19 protein-coding genes are annotated in these 19587 nt (G+C 33.3%); 5 read left to right on the top strand and 14 right to left on the bottom strand.

Features of this window, described 5'->3' with window-relative positions; genetic code table 11:
* Positions 1-37 precede the first annotated feature (37 nt).
* The 6 genes from ACQQ6V_RS13680 to ACQQ6V_RS13655 form a co-directional block, all read right to left on the bottom strand.
* Positions 38-592 carry a hypothetical protein gene (locus ACQQ6V_RS13680; protein ID WP_448846059.1) on the bottom strand — a complete coding sequence of 185 codons (555 nt, stop codon included), beginning with the start codon at positions 590-592 and terminating at the stop codon, positions 38-40.
* A gap of 85 nt (positions 593-677) precedes the next feature.
* Positions 678-1322 (bottom strand): HD domain-containing protein, encoded by a 645-nt coding sequence (locus tag ACQQ6V_RS13675; protein WP_448846058.1) that lies wholly within the window; start codon positions 1320-1322, stop codon positions 678-680.
* Positions 1323-1392: 70 nt separating this feature from the next.
* Complete coding sequence (locus tag ACQQ6V_RS13670) at positions 1393-2232, bottom strand: alpha/beta hydrolase family protein (protein WP_448846215.1); 840 nt, start codon at positions 2230-2232, stop codon at positions 1393-1395.
* Between the two features lie 97 nt (positions 2233-2329).
* Positions 2330-3217, bottom strand: coding sequence for a PfkB family carbohydrate kinase (locus tag ACQQ6V_RS13665; RefSeq protein WP_448846057.1), 888 nt, complete (start codon positions 3215-3217; stop codon positions 2330-2332).
* A gap of 6 nt (positions 3218-3223) precedes the next feature.
* On the bottom strand, positions 3224-3859 hold the full coding sequence (locus tag ACQQ6V_RS13660) for a DUF4241 domain-containing protein (protein ID WP_448846056.1): 636 nt from the start codon (positions 3857-3859) through the stop codon (positions 3224-3226).
* A 34-nt stretch (positions 3860-3893) separates the two neighbouring features.
* Positions 3894-6512, bottom strand: coding sequence for a valine--tRNA ligase (locus tag ACQQ6V_RS13655; protein WP_448846055.1), 2619 nt, complete (start codon positions 6510-6512; stop codon positions 3894-3896).
* A 122-nt stretch (positions 6513-6634) separates the two neighbouring features.
* Between ACQQ6V_RS13655 and ACQQ6V_RS13650 the strand changes: the two genes are divergently transcribed.
* From ACQQ6V_RS13650 to ACQQ6V_RS13640, 3 genes are all read left to right on the top strand, one after another.
* Positions 6635-7096 carry a DUF1573 domain-containing protein gene (locus ACQQ6V_RS13650; protein WP_448846054.1) on the top strand — a complete coding sequence of 154 codons (462 nt, stop codon included), beginning with the start codon at positions 6635-6637 and terminating at the stop codon, positions 7094-7096.
* A gap of 81 nt (positions 7097-7177) precedes the next feature.
* Positions 7178-8053, top strand: a complete 876-nt coding sequence (locus tag ACQQ6V_RS13645) for a PPK2 family polyphosphate kinase (protein WP_448846214.1) — start codon at positions 7178-7180, stop codon at positions 8051-8053.
* A 9-nt stretch (positions 8054-8062) separates the two neighbouring features.
* Positions 8063-9436: a DNA recombination protein RmuC gene (locus ACQQ6V_RS13640; RefSeq protein WP_448846053.1), complete on the top strand. Its 1374-nt coding sequence runs from the start codon at positions 8063-8065 to the stop codon at positions 9434-9436.
* 186 nt (positions 9437-9622) lie between these two features.
* Here the strand turns inward: ACQQ6V_RS13640 and hemB are convergent, their stop codons facing one another.
* On the bottom strand, positions 9623-10609 hold the full coding sequence (gene hemB / locus ACQQ6V_RS13635; protein WP_448846052.1) for a porphobilinogen synthase: 987 nt from the start codon (positions 10607-10609) through the stop codon (positions 9623-9625).
* Positions 10610-10718: 109 nt separating this feature from the next.
* On the opposite strand from hemB, the gene ACQQ6V_RS13630 reads away from it, so the two are divergent.
* Complete coding sequence (locus ACQQ6V_RS13630) at positions 10719-11078, top strand: T9SS type A sorting domain-containing protein (protein ID WP_448846051.1); 360 nt, start codon at positions 10719-10721, stop codon at positions 11076-11078.
* Between the two features lie 71 nt (positions 11079-11149).
* Here the strand turns inward: ACQQ6V_RS13630 and deoC are convergent, their stop codons facing one another.
* The 7 genes from deoC to mutY all read right to left on the bottom strand — a co-directional run bounded on the left by deoC (position 11150) and on the right by mutY (position 19229).
* Positions 11150-11893 (bottom strand): deoxyribose-phosphate aldolase, encoded by a 744-nt coding sequence (gene deoC / locus ACQQ6V_RS13625; RefSeq protein WP_448846050.1) that lies wholly within the window; start codon positions 11891-11893, stop codon positions 11150-11152.
* A gap of 82 nt (positions 11894-11975) precedes the next feature.
* A complete protein-coding gene (locus ACQQ6V_RS13620) occupies positions 11976-12446 on the bottom strand; it encodes an Lrp/AsnC ligand binding domain-containing protein (protein ID WP_448846049.1) in 471 nt (156 codons plus the stop codon).
* Between the two features lie 528 nt (positions 12447-12974).
* A complete protein-coding gene (trmD, locus tag ACQQ6V_RS13615) occupies positions 12975-13649 on the bottom strand; it encodes a tRNA (guanosine(37)-N1)-methyltransferase TrmD (RefSeq protein ID WP_448846048.1) in 675 nt (224 codons plus the stop codon).
* The gene (locus ACQQ6V_RS13610; protein ID WP_448846213.1) at positions 13646-14905 is read right to left on the bottom strand and encodes an NAD(P)/FAD-dependent oxidoreductase; all 1260 of its coding nucleotides are present in this window, start codon (positions 14903-14905) and stop codon (positions 13646-13648) included. The genes trmD and ACQQ6V_RS13610 overlap by 4 nt, the downstream gene beginning before the upstream one ends.
* 273 nt (positions 14906-15178) lie before the next feature.
* A complete protein-coding gene (locus tag ACQQ6V_RS13605) occupies positions 15179-16228 on the bottom strand; it encodes a DUF5074 domain-containing protein (RefSeq protein ID WP_448846047.1) in 1050 nt (349 codons plus the stop codon).
* A gap of 12 nt (positions 16229-16240) precedes the next feature.
* The gene (locus ACQQ6V_RS13600) at positions 16241-18055 is read right to left on the bottom strand and encodes a TonB-dependent receptor (protein ID WP_448846046.1); all 1815 of its coding nucleotides are present in this window, start codon (positions 18053-18055) and stop codon (positions 16241-16243) included.
* A gap of 124 nt (positions 18056-18179) precedes the next feature.
* Complete coding sequence (gene mutY, locus ACQQ6V_RS13595) at positions 18180-19229, bottom strand: A/G-specific adenine glycosylase (RefSeq protein WP_448846045.1); 1050 nt, start codon at positions 19227-19229, stop codon at positions 18180-18182.
* Positions 19230-19275: 46 nt separating this feature from the next.
* On the opposite strand from mutY, the gene ACQQ6V_RS13590 reads away from it, so the two are divergent.
* Positions 19276-19566 carry an HU family DNA-binding protein gene (locus tag ACQQ6V_RS13590; RefSeq protein ID WP_448846044.1) on the top strand — a complete coding sequence of 97 codons (291 nt, stop codon included), beginning with the start codon at positions 19276-19278 and terminating at the stop codon, positions 19564-19566.
* The last annotated feature ends 21 nt before the right edge of the window (positions 19567-19587 follow it).

Here is a 19587-nt window from a genome sequence, read left to right as displayed (position 1 = left end):
TATTTTTTAAGTTAAAAAATAATTCAAAAATGTTAAATTATTCTTTACTTTTTCTAAATATCATCACAAAATTAAGAAAAATCAAAAGCAAATCTAGACAAACCCAGATGCTTATTTTGACATTATCGTACTTTAGAATTTCGATTCTTTCGGATGCGATAGTAGATAATTTTTGACTTTGATTGATATAATTTCTAACTTCAATAACCTGATCTTCGTTCTTATTAGGCACAGAATTTTGCGAAAAATAGACCAATTTATTTTTTCCAATATAGCCAGCAATCCAGAATTCATTAGATTTCTGCATATTGAGGTATTCTATCCTGTAATAATCCGGTCGAATTGTCCCTATATGCCTAGAGTTATATTTAAGAGAAATATCATCCTTATTATCTATCCTAACGAGATAAAAATCTATAGGTTGCGGCAGATTATTGATAACTTGCACAGCCAAAGAGTTTTCTAAAAACTGGCTAACACTTCGCTCTACAAACCAGTAAGCAAAGTAAGCAATACTGCCCGAAAGTATAACAATTCTGCATATCTTGCTCCAAAACGAAAATTTCCCGCCTTGATATAAAGTGAGCAGCAAGCCTATACAGAGGAATACAAATATTAGTAAAATAATAGCATACATTATGGCAAAGATAAGAATAGCATTTTAATTGATTGTCAAATTAATCAACATTCCATTCTTTATAAAATTGATCTAAGAAATTTAACATATAATCATGACGTTCTTCTGCCAAAATTTTGCCTGTATCTGTATTCATTAGATCCTTTATCAACAATAATTTTTCATAAAAATGATTAATTGTTGTACCATTAGATTTTTTGTACTCTTCTTTGGACATGCCTAACTTTGGTGGTTGAGTAGGATCATAGATTGGATTATTTTTATAACCTCCAAAATTAAAAACTCTCGCAATACCTATCGCTCCAATAGCATCAATACGATCTGCATCTTGTACAATCTGAAGCTCTATGCTTTTCTCTGTTGGTGCATCATTTCTATTTTTGAAAGAAATATTTTCTATTATATAAATCACCTCTTCTATCACCTCATCTGCAACACTATTAGACATCAGAAAATCTCTTGCTGTCTTTGGCCCAACCGTCTCATCACCATCATGAAACTTAGGATCTGCTATGTCGTGTAACAATGCTGCTAATTCTACTACCAAAAGGTTGGCTTGTTCTTTCTCGGCAATTTTTCTGGATAATGACCAAACTCTTTCTATATGAAACCAATCATGTCCAGCCTCTGCGCCATGTAATTTTTCTTTAACAAACTTTATGGTAATTGGGATAATCTGACTCATAAAAATAGATTTTTAAGATTAAAATGCATTACAAATTTGCAGTCTTTTTATGGGAAATAAAAATTGTTTTTTAAAGAAGTTCTTGTAACACAACATCCCAAAGCTTCTTATTATAACTTCTAAAAAAATTAACATGTCCAATATGAAGCCGATCAGACTCTGATGCTTGTAAAATTCTATAAGTAGGTTTCAACTTTGGATAAGTATTAGCAAGAAGATTTTTTACGCTATTTTCTGTTAGCCAATCATCATCACTAGCCCAGAGCACTAATGTTTTTTGAGTTAATTCTTCTGAATAATTTTTAGTTTTTTCTAATAATCTGTTTACGGATTTTTTATTAAGAATTAAAGTTCGCCAATCGTATGCACATCCGGAAGGTAAACTTTCTCCTAAACCAAACCAATTGCCAGGAAAATAACCGAATAATTGAGTGGTTAACGGCTGTAAAAGTCCAAAACAAATGTATGCTTCTAATTTGGTTTTAGTCTTTAAGCCTCCGACATAAGCATTTTGCGTTGCCATAAAAACAAATTGATCATAAATTGTGGATAAAGGATTCATGCCTAATATTAAAGCACCAACAGAATGACCTAGCACATATTTTTTATAACCCATATAATTATCTTGTACAAACTTTGTTATCGCCAAGAAATCTTGATTACCCCACAGCCGCATAGATGCATTAAAGCCTTTCATCTTTTCTGGCTTTGACATACCAATACCACGATAATCATATGTGATAACCGTAAATCCTTGCTGTGCAAAAAATTGTGCAAAAGAAAAATAAAATTGTTGCTTGACGCCCGTCGCAGAATTAATGACCAATAATTTTTGATTACTAACTTTAGGCTCAAAAATATGAATTGTGAGCCTTACAGAATCTTCAGTATTTATAAATACAGTTTTCATCATAAAAAAAATGTCCACTTCAAAAATGGACATTTTTTATGAGATAGTATAAGTTTTATGATTATAAATTTATACTAACGATATGTAGTAAATAAGTTTATACTATATCTTTAAGATAAGGTAAACCTCTCTGAGAATCTAACTCTTCTGCTACTTTTAGCGCAATTTTATTACCTAATTTCACACAATCTTCTATAGAATTATCATGCACATATGCAATAGAAAACCCTGATGTAAAAGCATCTCCCATGCCCATTTTATTGGTCATTTTTTCTGGATTTTTACGGAAATATTTCATTTCTTCTCCATTAAAATAGCTGGTAGAATTAGCATCATCCCTTAAGAATAACTTATTAGGATAATGTTTCAAAATATCCTCAACATTTTCATCTCCAAAAAGCGTTCTAAGATCTTGACTTTTAGCAACAATAAAAGTTGCAAATTCTATAGCTTCCTGAGATAGTTTTTTTGCAGGCGCTGCATAAATACCAAGTTTCTTATTAAGTCTTTTGCATTTTTTAACCAAATGATCAAAACTTTCTATTGGAATTTCTAATTGTGTTAATACCAAATCTGCAGCAGCAATATGCTTTTCTGCATCATCAATATAAGCAGGACTAAGGCAATAGTTAGCTGCTGGTATCACCACAATTGCATTACCTTCTTTGGAAGTTGTTACATAGGCAGTTCCTGTAGGCTCATCCGTTTCTCTTACAAATCCAACATTAACACCTTCATCCGAAAGATTACGCATCACTTGCTGTCCGTAGGGATCCATCCCAACACAACTTACCAATGAGACATGTGCTCCTAGTCTTGCTGTGCCAATAGCTTGATTAGCTCCTTTACCTCCTAAAACATTCTTGGATTCTGATGCTAAAACAGTATCATTAGCCTGCGGAATTTTGGGTGTTTCCAAAACAAAATCTATGGAAGAACTACCAACTACAACGACATTTGGATGTTTATCTTTCTTAATAATCATAACAAGTTACTGTATTTCTATAAACTCGGTTACTAATTTTTGTGGGATGTTATCTTTATTATAACCAATATAAGAAGCATAAAATCCTTCTCCGTATCCAGCCTCAAAAGTCAACATATTTTCGGCTTTATCCTCGTAAGGTTTCATGATTGCAAATTGATCTATCGCACCATCTACATCATAAAAATACGGTTGGAAGAATTCTTCAAAAATCCCTTTGAAATCTACGCCTTTTTTCTTAAAAAGTTCCTGTTCTAGATTACCTATTTCAGTTTGAGTTTCAAAATCCATTACTGCAGCCATACCAGACTCAACCGGAAACCCGAAAATCTCACCTTCTACTAGGTCATTTAGATTTTGATTATCACACAATGCCATCTCCCAATTGCTAATCTCATCATCTCCAAAAACAACTTCTGAATATGCGATGCAATTACTATCCCTCTCTTTATGCACAAAAATGCTAAAATTACCTATCGGAAAAACCTGTCTAAAGGCAGTCTTATCCGGTGTTATTACAGGATCGCAAACCACAATATGACCAGAGGTAAGTTGTAGACGTCCTGCTTCGAAGGTTTCTATCAAAGGACTTTCTACAAAATTCTTTGAAAATAATTTCTTTATATTTCCTATATGACTCATCTGTTATCTAAAGTTAAGAATAATTCTTAACGTTTTACAATGTTTTAAGCTTTTCTTCTAAAATAATAATTTTGTCTTGTGCGTCTTTCTGTTTTTTCAACTCGTTATCTACAACTTGTTGTGGCGCACCAGCCATAAATTTTTCATTAGATAATTTCTTTTCTACAGAAATTAAAAAGCCTTTAAGATATTTTATTTCTTCTTCTGTTTTTGCTTTTTCTTCTTCTAAGTCTAGACTCTCACTTAACGGAATGGCAAACTCAGTAGAACCGACCAAGAAACTAAATGTTGGTTTATCAGTCTTTTCCCAAAAATTAATTTTAGAAATATTAGACAACTTTACCACAACATCTTGATTCTCTAAAGCAGTTGCGTTGGTGAAAACTTCTACCTCTTCTCTTGGCGAAATACCTTTAGATTGACGGTAGTTTCTTACACCTGAGATAACTTCTTTAGCAAAATCAAATGCTTTAATTTTATCAGAATCAAAAGAATCTGACTTCTTCTGCTGAGTAATAATTAGAGCTTCTTGGATACTTCTGTCTTGCGTATTTTGCCACAATTCTTCTGTTAAAAATGGCATAAATGGATGCAATAACTTCATCAACTCTTCGAAAAGAGAAATTGTTTTTTGGTAAACTTCTGTGCTAATAGCCTCACCATAATTAGGTTTTACCGCTTCTAGATACCAAGAACAATAATCGTCCCATACTAATTTATAAATTGTATGAAGTGCATCAGAAATCCTGAATTTAGAGAAATGATCTTCAACTTCTAAGATGCTTTTATTAAGCTGTTGCTCAAACCATTCTATTGCTTGTTGATCTCCCGCATTAGCCTTAATGCTATCATCAGTTTTCCAGCTTTGTGTTAGCTTATAAGCATTCCAGATTTTAGTTGCAAAATTACGCCCTTGCAACATAAGATCTTCATCAAACAAAAGATCATTACCTGCTGCAGAACTTAACAATATCCCTACTCTAACGCCATCTGCTCCATATTTCTCAATCAATTCTATTGGATCTGGAGAATTACCTAGAGACTTAGACATCTTGCGACGTTGCTTATCTCTAACAATTCCCGTAAAATATACATTTTTGAAAGGTACTTCTTTACGATATTCTAGACCTGCCATCACCATTCTCGCAACCCAGAAGAAAATAATATCTGGTCCCGTCACCAAATCTGAAGTTGGATAATAATAATTAATCTCTTCATTATCTGGATCTAAAATCCCTTCGAAAACAGACATTGGCCATAACCATGACGAGAACCATGTATCTAAGGCATCTTCATCTTGTCTTAACTGATCTACTGTTAATTCTGGATTGTTAGTTTTTTCTTGAGCTAAAACTAAAGCGTCATTAATGGTTTCTGCAACAACAAAATCAGTCTCTCCTTCACCATAATAAAATGCTGGGATGCGTTGTCCCCACCAAAGTTGACGAGAAATGTTCCAATCATGAACATTTTCCATCCAATGTTTATAAGTATTTTTGAATTTCTCAGGATAAAATTTAACCTCATCATCCATCACAACATCCAACGCTGGCTTAGCCAAAGTAGACATTTTAAGGAACCATTGTACAGAAACTTTAGGCTCTATAACCGCGCCCGTTCTCTCCGATGTTCCTACTTTATTAACATAATCTTCGGCTTTTAACAAAAGATTATTAGCTTCTAATTCTTTAGCAATTTCTTTACGAACGACAAATCTGTTTTTACCAGCATAATGCATCGCGTTGTCGTTAAGATTAGCATCATCATCCATAGAATCTATCATTGGAAGTTGATGTTTCTGACCAATTGCATAGTCATTAACGTCATGCGCAGGCGTAATCTTAAGAGCACCAGTCCCGAATTCTATATCAACATACTCATCCTCGATAATCGGGATAACACGATTAACAATTGGTACAATTACACTTTTCCCTTTCAGGTGTTGGTAACGCTCGTCAAGAGGATTAACACACACTGCAACATCTCCAAAAATAGTTTCTGGACGTGTGGTTGCAACGGTTAAAAATTCTTCTGTGCCTTCAATTTTATATTTAAGGAAATATAATTTTCCGTTTTGTTCTTTAAAAATAACTTCTTCGTCAGAGATATTAGTTTTAGCCTCTGGATCCCAATTAACAATCTTGTAACCACGATAGATAAGTCCTTTATTGTAAAGATCTACAAAAACTTTAATAACAGATTGTGACAAGTTATCCTCTAAGGTAAATCTTGTACGATCCCAATCACAAGAACATCCTAATTTCTTAAGCTGATCTAAGATAGTCCCACCATATTGATGCGTCCACTCCCAAGCGTGCTCTAAGAACTTCTCTCTACCAATATCTTTTTTAGCGATACCTTGCTCCTTTAGTTTTGCAACAACTTTAGCTTCTGTAGCGATAGATGCGTGATCTGTACCAGGAACCCAACAAGCATTATAACCTTGCATACGTGCTCTTCTGACCAAAACATCTTGTAACGTATTGTTTAACATGTGTCCCATGTGCAAAATCCCTGTCACGTTAGGTGGCGGGATAACAACGGTGTAAGGTGGTCTATTATCTGGAACTGAATGAAAATATTTATTCTCTAACCAGTAATTATACCATTTTTGTTCAGTTTCTTGAGGATTGTATTTATCTGCTATTGGCATGATTTAATTTTTTATGACTTACAATCTACAAAAATAAGATAAACAAAAATTATTTGTCGTTATATTTGAATTTATTTATAAATTTGATTCTTAAATTATTTTTACAAATAAATATTTATAATATGAAAAAAGCATTTTTCACTTTTCTTGCGATTGCAGGATTTGGATTAGTATCTGCACAAACGATCTCTTTTGACAAAACAACCTTAGAATATGGTGACGTAAAGACAGGAAGCGATGGTCACAGATTTTTTACAGTAAAAAATACAGGAACAAAACCTTTAATTCTTAACGACATAAAGCCACAATGTGGATGTACAACTCCAGAATGGAGCAAGAACCCTATCTTACCAGGAAAAACAGGACAAATAAAAGTTGGTTATAATACCGAACTTAAAGGTTCTTTTAAAAAGCTAATAGAAGTCTATTCTAACGACCCTGATAACGAAAGAACTGTAATCTGGATCCAAGGAAATGTAGTAGATAATGCACAAGAAGCTGCTCCCGCTCTATCTATGAAAGCATCATCTGTAGAAGCAGAAAGCAAATCAGCTAAAAAGCAAGTCGCTGCAAGCAAAAAATAATCCAATCATCATACGATTGATATAAAAACCGTTTCTTAGGAAGCGGTTTTTTGTTATTTTTACCTATCTAAAAAAAATATGATGGACAAAGAGTTAAAAAACTTAGTAATAAAAGACGCAAAGAAATTTGAATTAAAAAAACATGCTACTTCTTACCATGGTGAACTAACCAAAGAAAATACAGCAGAAACAATAGCAACAGAAAAAGAAAAACTACATCTTCTGCAAGAAAAATTATACGCCGACGATAGCCAGTCCGTATTAATCGTATTACAAGCAATGGATGCTGCAGGCAAAGACAGCCTTATAGAGCATGTTTTTGGAGGTATTAATCCACAAGGATGTGAGGTAACAAGTTTTAAATCGCCAAGCTCCAAAGAATATAGCCATGATTTCCTTTGGAGACATTACATCGCGCTTCCTGCAAAAGGAAAAATTGGCATTTTTAATCGTTCTCATTATGAAAATGTCTTGGTTTGCAAAATCCATCCAGAATATAATCTTAAAGAAAAAGTATGGACCGATGTCAAAGATTTTGATGATAAATTTTGGAATAAGCGATATGAGAGTATCAGAAATTTCGAAAAACACATGATTCAGAATGGGACAAAAATTATTAAGATTTTCCTTAATGTTTCTAAAGAAGAGCAAAAACAACGTTTCCTTGATCGTATCAATGAAGACAATAAAAACTGGAAATTTTCTTCTGCCGATTTATCAGAACGTCAACATTGGGATGATTATATGAAAGCGTATGAAAAAGCCATACAAGAAACCAGCACAGACGATGCACCTTGGCATGTAATTCCGGCTGATAAAAAATGGTATTCTCGCTATGCAGCACTTCAGATTATTGTTAATACTTTAGAAGGAATGGATCTATCTTTTCCCACTTTATCTGACGAGGCAAAAAAAGACTTAGAACACTGCAAACAACAATTAGAACAAGAATCTTAACCAATCATTGTGGACAACTTTTTTATAATTATTGCCCTTATTATAGGGATTATCCTTGGCGGAATTTTAATTTATTTCACATTAAAATCCAATCACGTTAGTCGCTCATCTTATGACGATGTTAATCAGAAGTATATTAAATCTCAAGCCGAAAATCAAAATCTTTTTCAGCATCTTGAGGAATACCGATATAACATACAAAAGCAAACGGAGCTTTCTGACCAAACCATCCTCGAAAAACAAAATCTATTTGGTGAAAATGTAGAATTAAAATCAAAAAATGACCATTTGCAAGCTCAATTGATACAACAAAAAGAGGAAATACAGTCTATACAAGAGCAAACTAAACTTCAGTTTGAAAAAGTAGCGAATCAAATTCTGGAAGAAAAAACAGAGAAATTCACTAACATGAATCAGCTTAATCTTAAGAATATCTTAGAGCCTTTTGAGAAAAATATTAATGAACTGAAAAAAACTGTCAACGACACTTATGATAAAGAAGCCAAAGAACGCTTTTCTCTTGGCGAAAAAGTCCGTGAGCTAAAAGATCTCAACCAACAAATCTCCGATGATGCTAAAAAATTAACGCGAGCCTTGAAGGGAGAAAGTAAAACTCAAGGTAATTGGGGAGAGATGATCCTAGAAAGTATTTTGGAGAAATCTGGACTGATAAAAAATCAAGAATATTTCTTAGAACATCAACTTCGGGACGAAGATAATAAAGCGCTTTTTTCTGAGTTTTCTGGTAAGAAAATGCGCCCAGATGCCGTCATAAAATACCCTGATAATCGTAATGTTATTATTGACAGCAAAGTTTCTCTAACCGCTTTTATAGAAATGGTGGATGAGGAAGACGCTGATGTTTTTAAAATTAAACAGCAACAACATTTGGCTTCGGTTAAGAATCACATTAATCAATTGAGCCAAAAAGCATATGATGATTATGATAAATCCTTAGATTTTGTGATGATGTTTATCCCAAATGAGGCGGCTTACATTGCTGCAATACAAGCAGAACCTCATCTTTGGAGTTATGCTTATGATAAGCGTATTTTGTTATTAAACCCTACCAATCTCATCACATCTCTTAAGTTGATTGAAGATCTTTGGAAACGCGAATATCAAAATAAAAATGCTATGGAAATTGCTGACCGCGGTGCTAAATTGTATGATAAATTTGTTGGTTTTGTAGATAATCTTGAGAAAATAGGAAAGAATATTGAGATTGCTAACAATTCTTATCAAGATGCTTATAAACAATTATCTACAGGAAAAGATAATCTGGTTACTCAAACTTTAAAATTAAAAGACCTCGGTATTAAAAATAAAAAACAATTACCGCAGAGCCTTGTAGATCAAAATGATTATCAAAGCCTTGAATAATATCTTATTATAAAGCAAGAAGAGTTTCCTATTAATTGGGAAACTCTTCTTAGTTATACACATTTTTCTAGCCCTGATGGAAACGGCATCCTTTTTCTTCTGGAGTGAGGTGGCGGAGCAAAGCGAAGCCATCCGAGTGACAAAAGAAAAAGATATAGTGGACAGCAGGATTAGCTCCTAAAAAAATTATTGATTAAGCAATTTTGCAACTTCTGGCGCTGCATAAGTAAAAATCATATCTGCTCCTGCTCGCTTGAAGCTGGTTAAACTTTCTATCAAAACCTTATCATTATCCAACCAACCATTTTGGGCAGCGGCTTTCAGCATAGCATATTCTCCACTCACTTGGTAGACCGCGATAGGTTGCGTAATTAATTCTCTAATTTTAGATACAATATCCAGATAAGGCATACCTGGTTTTATCATAATGATATCCGCTCCTTCTTCTACATCGTCTAAGACTTCTTTTATGGCTTCACGAGAATTATGAAAATCCATTTGATATGTTTTTTTATCCGTCGGGATATCCTGAGAATCGATCGGCGCACTGTCTAAGGCACTTCTAAAAGGGCCATAAAAAGAACTTGCATATTTGGCAGCATAAGAAAGAATACCTACATCATCAAAACCATTTTCTTCTAATGCTTTTCTCATAGCCCAAACTCTGCCATCCATCATGTCACTAGGTGCCAGAATGTCTGCCCCCGCTTCTGCCAATGATACCGACATTTTTGCTAAAGCGTCTAATGTAGAATCATTATCTATTTTTCCGTTTTTGATAATCCCATCATGTCCGTAAATTGAATAAGGATCTAAGGCAATATCTGGCATAATGATAACTTCTGGTACAGCATCTTTTATAGCTTTTATAGTATTTTGCATTAGTCCATTAGGATTCCAAGATTCTGCACCACCATTATCCTTAAGATGGTCAGATACCTTCATATATAGGTTAACAGCTTTTATTCCTAATTGATAGTTTTCTTTAATTTGCTGTACGGTAAGATCTAAAGATTGACGAAAAACACCCGGCATAGAAGAAATGGCCTCCTTTTTGCTATTACCTTCCATGACGAACATTGGTAAGACAAAATCGTCAGTAGTAAGTGTAGTTTCACGGATTAGATTTCTGATTGCAGCATTGGTTCTTAGTCTTCTATTTCTTGTAAACATGATACTATAAAATTTTATACAAATTTAATACACTTTTGGATATAATTGTTGTATATTAATTTGAAATTAAATACTTTTGTTTATTAAGGCTTAAATAAGTTACAAGCTAATGAAAAAATTTTTACTATTTATATTATTTATTGGTACCACATTAATGTTCTCAGAATCTCTGAAGGCACAGGTAAACAATACCTTTTCTAACGCTAGCTCTAATATTAAAAGCGATGACGGTGTCATGGTAGTGACCCCTAATCCTGCAAGAGATTTTATCGTTATAAAAACTAAAGATGCTAACACTAAGATAAAGTCTGTGTCTTTCTTTTCTATTCTAGGTGTACAAGTTGCAGAATATCAAGTTAACATGAACTCTGCAGAAATCAGATTAGACAAACTAAAGTCTGGCAAGTATCTTATGCGTTATGTACTAGATGACAACACACAACGTGTTACTCAAATCATCAAACAATAATAGATCCTATCGAAAACATAAAAAAACCTTTGCAATTGCAAAGGTTTTTTTTATATTCTATTCTCATAATCCTAGTATCCAGAATCAGTTTCTTGCCCTTTAGTTAAAGCTAAAGCAGATGAAGTTCCTATACGCTTAACACCCATTTCTATCATTTCTCTAGCCTCATCTGGTGTTCTTACCCCACCAGCTGCCTTTACAGGTAATTGCCCCGCATGATCCAACATCAACCTAACAGCTTCTTTGGTAGCGCCATTAGGCTTCCCATTTTCTGTAATAAAAAATCCGGTAGATGACTTAACGAAAATCTTAGAATAGTTTTCTGAACTAAAGTTTTCCTGAGTCCAAGCCCAAATATTAGCCGTTAAATCTATTATTTGAGAATCCGTCAAAGCCGCAATTTCTATAATCCACTTAGCGACCTTATTGTTATCCAAAGCCAACTTAGTGCAGTTGATATATTCATTTTTAACTAAATCAAGATTTCCACTTTTATAAGCTTCATAATTGATTACAAAATCTAACTCATCAACACCATCATTAATTGCCTGTTGCGCTTCTTTTAATTTATCATCTACAGAGGCTGTACCTTCATGAAAACCAATGACAGTACCTAAGACTACTTTTGAGGACTGACCATCTATAAAACTTCTAATTTCCTTAACGTAATCTGGTCTAATCATTACTGCAAACAATTGATGATCTACAGCTTCTTGTGTCAATTCTTTAACTTTCTGTAAAGTTTCTTCTTCTGTTAATCCAGACTGAGCAGGAGTTTTAAGATATGTCGAATCTAAATATTGTGCGATATTCATTTTTATAAAATTTAATAACACAAAGATAAAAAAAAGAGATGGCAAACAAAGCCATCTCTTAATGTAATATAGTATGTGGTTATTAGACTTTCAATTGTCTGTAAATACTTTGTTCTAAGGAAATAAAAGTTTCCGTACGTGTAACGCCTTTTAGTTTTTGAATTTCGTTAAGAATCTCCATTAGATGGTCATTATCACGACAAAGAACCTTAAGGAATATCGTATAGTTACCCGTCGTATAATGCGCTTCTACAACTTCGTTAACAAGATTAAGCGCTTTTATAGCATCTTTATAATGACTAGGTTGCTCTAAGAAAACACCTATATAAGATACTACTTTATAACCTATTTTTCTAGGATTAAGAAAGGATATAGAGTTTTCTATGACACCAGCTTGTTCTAATTTTTTGATTCTCTGATGCACAGCAGTTGTAGATATTCCAACATTTTTTGAAATCTGAGCTAGAGAAGATTTGGCATTATCCATCAACATATAAATAATTTCCTTGTCTACTTTATCTAGCTGGTAGACATAGTTAGTCGCACTTTTCATTCTGTAATATAAATTTTTTTTTATTTATTGGTTATTTCAATAAATATTCCTTTTATAAATTAACAATAAGGCTAGATAAGCATTAAATCAATAATTTACATTAAAAAATTAAATTAAATTTTATGGAATATAAGTTCTATAATATTTCGAATTATATAAAAGAACAAATAATCAGTTAAAATATAAAATAAATATTTATTAGTTTTTATTATGTGTAAATTTAGTTAAAAATATAATACATCAATAATAATATTATTATTTTTCAACAAATTACGCCTTAATTTAATTACAAAAGAACAAAGAATAATCCACATAAAATAGATAAATTTTAAAAATTAACAATTATTGTTGTTTTTTCACACAATTAATTCGTTATAAATTAAAAATAAACAATGAAAATTATATATCTTAAGTAACTCCAACCCTTATCGAATATCCATGAAAACAAATAAACATCCTTGTATTAACCACAAAAAAATAGCCTATTAATCGTACATTAACAGGCCATTTTAATTTTAAGAAGATAATCTATTTCATAAGATCTGGCCTTCGTTCTTGGGTAATTCTTACTGCTTCATCATGAAGCCAATTTTCTATTGCACCAAAATTACCGCTTAGCAATATTTTCGGGACTTCTAGACCTTTATAGACATCTGGCCTTGTATAGATTGGTGGTGACAAAAGATCATCCTGAAAGCTATCAGTTAGCGCACTTTGCTCATCATTAAGAACACCTGGTAATAATCTAATGATAGAATCTGCCAGTACACAAGCCGCCAATTCTCCACCCGTTAAAACATAATCGCCAATAGAAATTTCTTTTGTGATATGAAGATCTCGTAGGCGCTGATCAATACCTTTATAATGCCCACACAAAAAGATCAAATTTTTATAAGTAGACAAGGTATTAGCCGTCCTTTGGTTAAGCGTAACACCATCAGGCGTCATATAGATAACCTCATCGTAGTCGCGTTCTTCTTTTAATTTTGAAATACAAAGATCCAATGGCTCTATCATCATTACCATCCCTGCACCGCCACCGTATGGCGCATCATCAATCTGCCTATGCTTATTAGTAGCATAATCTCTAATGTTATGAAAATGTATCTCTGCTAATCCTTTGTCCACAGCGCGCTTCAGAATTGAAGTCTCAAACGGACTTCTCATCAACTCTGGCAGTACACTTATAATGTCAATTCTCATTGTTCTGTTAAATTTTTCTTTGATGGAATAATAATTAATCGAAGTGAAGAATCTTTATTAAAATAACTCCACATCCAATTGAAGAAAATTGCCAACTTGTTTCTCACACTCAAAATAAGCATCAAATGTAAGAACATCCAGAAATACCAAGCAAGAAAACCTTGAAATTTAAATTTTGGTAAATCTACAACTGCACGATGTTTCCCGATAGTTGCCATAGATCCACGATCAACATATTCGAATTCTTTCCAATCTTTGGCAGATGATTTTAGAAGGTTATTCCCCAAAACTTTACCTTGATTAATTGCCACATTAGCAACCTGTGGATGACCCAGTGGATACACAGGCGTTTCCATATATGCTATATCTCCAATGGCAAATATATTATCATATCCAACAACTCTATTATAACGATCTACTTTGTATCGATTTCTAACTAAATTTTCTTTAGCAAAATCATCTATAACATTACCCGTAACACCAGCAGCCCATATCACATTATTACTTGCGATACTCTTACCACTGTGCATAAAAACGGTATTGCCATCATAATCTGTTACTCTCTCATTTTTCATAAAAGTAACACCAATATTGTGGAGATATTCTTCGGATTTATCTTGAGACTCTTGACTCATGCTCTCCAAAGGCTTATCACTTGAGCTTATTAGAATAATCTTAAGCGGTGCAAAATTCATATGAGGATAATCTCTTGGTAGAATCTCGTACTTCATCTCTGCAAAGGCACCCGCTAGCTCCACGCCAGTAGGTCCACTTCCTACGATAACAATATTCCAGTTGCCATCGTCACTTCTGGATTTCTCTATGATTAATTTCTCGAAAGACATCAATACATTATTTCTGATAGAGATAGCTTCCTGAGTATTTTTCATCCCGAAAGTTAGATGCTCCATCTTGTCATTGCCAAAGAAATTGGTTTTACAACCTGTTGCAATAATTAATTTGTCGTAAGAAAATGTACCTTCATCAGAAATAATTTTGTTTTCTGAAGGGATAATTTCCTTAATCTCTGTCATCCGAAATTGGACATTCTTAGATTTTTGAAATATTTTACGAAACGGAAATGAAATATTAGAAGGTTCTATACGACCACTGGCAACTTGATAAAACAAAGGCTGAAACATGTGATGATTAGCTTTATCAATCATCATTACTTTTTTGGTTGAGCTTCCGTTAAGTTTTCTAGCAAGTTGAAGCCCAGCAAATCCGCCTCCTATAATTACTATTTTTTCCCGCATCATTTTATTAATATTTTATACAAAATTAAGTTTAAATATTGAGTTAATGACAATGCAAAAACCGTGCTTATATGGGATAAATTAAGAAGTTTTGACAAATCTATAATAGAAATCGCTTATCTCGCGTGAGCGATAGTAGTGAAAATCCATAAAACAAGCGGCGAGCCTATGGCTCGCCGCTTGTTTTATGATTGTAGCGGATAGCGCGACCGAAAACCAAAAGCAATGAAAAAAGCTTTGGCTTGGTTGCGCGGACACGCCAAAAAAAATATTTTAGTTTTTATAAAATCCGTTAGTCGCAACACCTGCTTTGAAGGATGCCAACTTACTTCCCGTCAAAGAATATACCGTCACCTCACTTGGAACAGAAAAGTTACCCGGATTAGACGCAAAAATCTTACCGTCTATTACATCAAATCCATAAACAGCAAAAGGAATTGTGAAAATCTTAGTCGCTGGAGCGCTAGATGTTACTGACTTTGCATAAACATTATTCATCCCGTCTAGAATGTATAGATTATCTCCGCTGACTTTTAACTTTTCTGCTCCTGCAATTCCTGCAATAGAAACATTGGTTACATCTCCTGAAGCTCCATTGATTTTATATAAAAAGGAATCTGTAAAAGTAGATGTCAAGGCATAAGCAAAGTTATCTTTAGAAGCCAAATCTTTAACCTCACCAGCGTCTGGAAGTGTAATAACTTTTGCTACGTCTTTTGTTGCAGAATTAATAAGACTTACCGTATGCCCTGTAATGACTGGATTACTCCCAACATAAGCTACACCATCTGTCTGCACCAATACATTACCCGCCGCTTCTACAATTTTCTCAGCATATCTGTCAAAAGAAATTTTCTTTACAAATGATAAGTCTGATAGATTATAAATGGAAACATAATAACTATCAAAGAAATTATTATTAGTCACATACATATAATTGCCAGAAAAAGCGATATTTCTCGGCTGTTGAAGATTAGACGTTATTGTTGCTAAATTCTTAAATCCATAACGGTTAACCACTTCTATTTTGTTAGAGTTATTGACTACCAAATAGGCATTAACATTATTAAAGGCAACACTTTGCAAAACATCTCCTAATGGTTGCCCCGCATTATTAGCTTTGTAAATATTATCTTGTTGTCCAGAAAAGTTATTATCAACATAAGTTACCTCAGCATTAGTTGCCTTATAAGCCCCTTCATTAGAGATAAAATATCCGTTTTCATAAGTACCTTTAGTCTCGAAAACCTCGTCATCCTTACAAGCTGTTGTAAAAAGTAAAGCAGCCGCAAAAAAACCACCTAATAATTTTGAAAATTTCATACTATATTTATTTTATAATTTTATTAATATTTGTCCACTGTAATTACGAAGTGGCATCCAATAATTTTGGACATTTTCGTAAGCTTGATTCGTGATGTTATTAACTTTAAAACCTATTGTTAGAGCTTTAGTAATATTGTAGTTAGCACCAACATTAAAACTCGCATATTGTTTTATAGAAAAACTATCGCTTTCTAAATCATTTGTAAAAACCTTTCCTATATAAAGTCCTTGCGCAAAAATACTAAATGATTTGTAATTATAATCCACTCCAAAATTAGCCTTATGCAATGGCACGTACATTAGCTGCAATTGGGTTTCTTCATTTTGTGATCTAGTGTAAGAATAACCAACCTGAGCCGACAATCTATGATTTCCCCACTGATTAGTATATCTAACTTGTGATTCTAAACCATAAGACAAAACATCATTGGTATTAACTGGCGACCAAAGATTAGCCATTTTGGGCAACCATCTAATCATATCATAAATCCTCATGGCATAAGGCGTAAGGATTAACTGAAAATTTTTAACCTTAAAATTCTGAGATAACTCTACCTGATAAGACACCTCTGGTTTTAAGTCCAGATTACCGCCAGGCTGCCAATACAAATCATTAAAACTTGGATACCTGAAGTTTTTAGACAAATTAATCGTCGTCTTATACCAATCAAAAACTCTATAAGAAGCACCAGCAGAAAATAAAAAAGGCGCCTCAACATTTTCTACAAAGTCCTTTTTGACCCCCAATTCCCAATAAAACTTTTCTAAAGCTCTATTTCTGTAAAGCAACGAAAACGAAGCTTGATCGCGGCTCACTTTATCAATTCCGGATCTGTAACCTTCGGCTTTGACTTGTGAAATCTCTGAAATCAAATTAATTTCTGAAGCTGAAGTGATATTGAAACTCGCATCATTTTTAATCAAATACTGTTTGCTTGCCCCTCCACTTGACTTTACCGTATTAGCATTACCAAAATACTGAAAATTGTCCTCTAAATAAGCAACTTTAAAATCATTTTTAAAATTATTGAAGTTAGATTTCAATCCTAATAAACTTCTGAATGTTTGCGTGTCATATTTTGTCCTATCAGAATTCTCCGACAAAGCTGGATAATGTTGTTCTCCATCAAAATGTTGACTTTGAAAATACAATTGGAGCTTTTCTGTAAGCTTATACCCAAAACCTAAATTAACCCCAGAATTAAGATATTTCGCATCCCTATTAACATAATATTTCTTGATAACTTCATAATCATTCTTACTTTGAGAATGATTAGCAGAAACCTGAACGCTTATTTTATCATTACTATAATTAGTTTTAAGAAAAGTATTGAGCGTATTGTATGACGCATATTCTGTGAAAATATTAGCAGAAAACCCTTTATCATAAGCTAGCTCATTATTAAGATGGACAGATCCACCAATGGCTCCACTTCCGTAGATTACGCTTCCGCCACCACTTTTTACATCAATATTATCATATCCAAATAACGAAATATTATTAACATCGCCTTGTGCAAGAAATTGAGAATTAATGTTAATTCCGTTCCAGACAAAAGCAGTCTGCTGGCTTGTCGTACCACGAAAAGATGGCGAAGACACCATACCTCGACTATTTTCTTTGATATAAATAGGTGTCTGAAATCTCAAAACATCAGATAAAGAGACAGAATTTTTCAGAATATCCTTTTGCGTCAAATTTTTAATAACCGACACTTCACTTGCCTTAGACAACTGCGGATCTATAACTACAGAATCGATTTTTATCTCTTGACCAAAAGAAGGAATCCCTGAAAACAGGAAAAAATAATATATTCTTTTCATACAACAACTCTCTTACTTCAAGAGATTTTAATTATAATATTTTGGTAATTTTCTCAACGTCCTTCATTTAATTTCAATTAAACAAAGGCTAACTCCACCACATCAGCTATTCGTTCTCAAAAAATTAAAGCTCATTTTTCGGCTTCATTTTACGATGATAAAATAGTTCTAAAGGTTTTGGAAAAGACTTTTCTTCTGCTTCCAGAATATCAACCATCATAAAATCAAATTGTCGTGCGAATGTCTGAAAAATATTTTCATCTTCTATTACTACCGTTGAAATTGCAATTTTCAGGGATTTATGCGTCAATTTATGCGAAACAACTTCTTCCGCCATTATAAACTTTTCTAAAACAGCAGGTACAACCGTAGGAAATTCATATAATTTTTTCCAGATAAAATCATCACCGCGCCTCTTAATTAGAAACCGATCTTTATATTGAACAAAATAATAACTCAAAGCCAATTCTTCTACTTTAACTTTTTTAGTTTTAACAGGAAAGTCCAACATCGTCCCAGTAGAAAAAGCTAAACAACTCTTATTAACAGGACAATCTCCACAAATAGGATTTTTCGGTTTGCATATCTCTGATCCCAGATCCATAATAGCTTGGTTAAAATAGCCTGCTTCTTTGTCCGGCATAATTAACAATGCCAATTCTGAAAAGTAATTAAATGCCTTAGAATTAGAAATATCAAAATCATCTGCAAATAATCTTGACAGCACGCGATAAAAATTACCATCAATGGCAGGCATCTTTTCATCAAAACAAATACTAGCAATTGCCGATGCAGTATACTTCCCTATTCCTTTCAACTTAAGAATCTCTTTATATGTATTAGGAAACTCACCGTTATAATCATCAACAATTTGATGAGAAGCCTTATGCAGATTAATCGCTCTGGAGTAATAGCCTAATCCTTTCCAGTACTTTAAGACTTCATCTTCCTCAGCATCACTAAGGATTTGCACGTTGGGAAAACGCTCTACAAAGTTGATATAATGCTGTAATCCTTGCTTAACTTGGGTCTGTTGTAATACGATTTCGCTTATCCATATATTATACGGATGTATAGATTCTCTCCAGGGTAAGCATCTGCCATGTTCTTTATACCATGTAATAAGCTCATTACCAATGTGAAGAAAATCAGTTTTTTGTTTGTAAGTTTTCAAAAATATGTTTTATATTTGCACACCAAAATTATAAACAAAAAAGGAAATGACAAAGGCAGAATTGGTAAACACAATATCGAACAAATTGGGAGTGGAAAAGAATGACACTCAGAAAGTTATAGAAGCTTTCATGCAGGAGATTAGAACTTCGATGTATAATGGGGACAATGTTTATCTAAGAGGTTTTGGTTCTTTCGTTATCAAAACTAGAGCGGCTAAAACAGGAAGAAACATTTCTAAGAACACGGCAATTGAAATCCCGGCACATAATATTCCGGCTTTCAAACCATCAAAAACTTTTGTAGAAAAAGTAAAAACCAAAGTTGCAGTAAAATAATTAATTGAATACTAACACATA

The sequence above is a fragment of the Chryseobacterium electrogenes genome (genome assembly GCF_053553015.1).
Note: the sequence above shows the minus strand (reverse complement) of the source record. Positions and strands in the feature narration are given on the sequence as shown.

Coding starts and splice junctions, on each gene's coding strand:
- ACQQ6V_RS13675 (WP_448846058.1), bottom strand. CDS start 1,322: ATGAGTCAGATTATCCCAATTACCATAAAGTTTGTTAAAGAAAAATTA.
- ACQQ6V_RS13670 (WP_448846215.1), bottom strand. CDS start 2,232: ATGAAAACTGTATTTATAAATACTGAAGATTCTGTAAGGCTCACAATT.
- ACQQ6V_RS13665 (WP_448846057.1), bottom strand. CDS start 3,217: ATGATTATTAAGAAAGATAAACATCCAAATGTCGTTGTAGTTGGTAGT.
- ACQQ6V_RS13660 (WP_448846056.1), bottom strand. CDS start 3,859: ATGAGTCATATAGGAAATATAAAGAAATTATTTTCAAAGAATTTTGTA.
- ACQQ6V_RS13655 (WP_448846055.1), bottom strand. CDS start 6,512: ATGCCAATAGCAGATAAATACAATCCTCAAGAAACTGAACAAAAATGG.
- ACQQ6V_RS13650 (WP_448846054.1), top strand. CDS start 6,635: ATGAAAAAAGCATTTTTCACTTTTCTTGCGATTGCAGGATTTGGATTA.
- ACQQ6V_RS13645 (WP_448846214.1), top strand. CDS start 7,178: ATGGACAAAGAGTTAAAAAACTTAGTAATAAAAGACGCAAAGAAATTT.
- hemB (WP_448846052.1), bottom strand. CDS start 10,609: ATGTTTACAAGAAATAGAAGACTAAGAACCAATGCTGCAATCAGAAAT.
- ACQQ6V_RS13630 (WP_448846051.1), top strand. CDS start 10,719: ATGAAAAAATTTTTACTATTTATATTATTTATTGGTACCACATTAATG.
- deoC (WP_448846050.1), bottom strand. CDS start 11,893: ATGAATATCGCACAATATTTAGATTCGACATATCTTAAAACTCCTGCT.
- ACQQ6V_RS13620 (WP_448846049.1), bottom strand. CDS start 12,446: ATGAAAAGTGCGACTAACTATGTCTACCAGCTAGATAAAGTAGACAAG.
- trmD (WP_448846048.1), bottom strand. CDS start 13,649: ATGAGAATTGACATTATAAGTGTACTGCCAGAGTTGATGAGAAGTCCG.
- ACQQ6V_RS13610 (WP_448846213.1), bottom strand. CDS start 14,905: ATGCGGGAAAAAATAGTAATTATAGGAGGCGGATTTGCTGGGCTTCAA.
- ACQQ6V_RS13605 (WP_448846047.1), bottom strand. CDS start 16,228: ATGAAATTTTCAAAATTATTAGGTGGTTTTTTTGCGGCTGCTTTACTT.
- ACQQ6V_RS13600 (WP_448846046.1), bottom strand. CDS start 18,055: ATGAAAAGAATATATTATTTTTTCCTGTTTTCAGGGATTCCTTCTTTT.
- ACQQ6V_RS13590 (WP_448846044.1), top strand. CDS start 19,276: ATGACAAAGGCAGAATTGGTAAACACAATATCGAACAAATTGGGAGTG.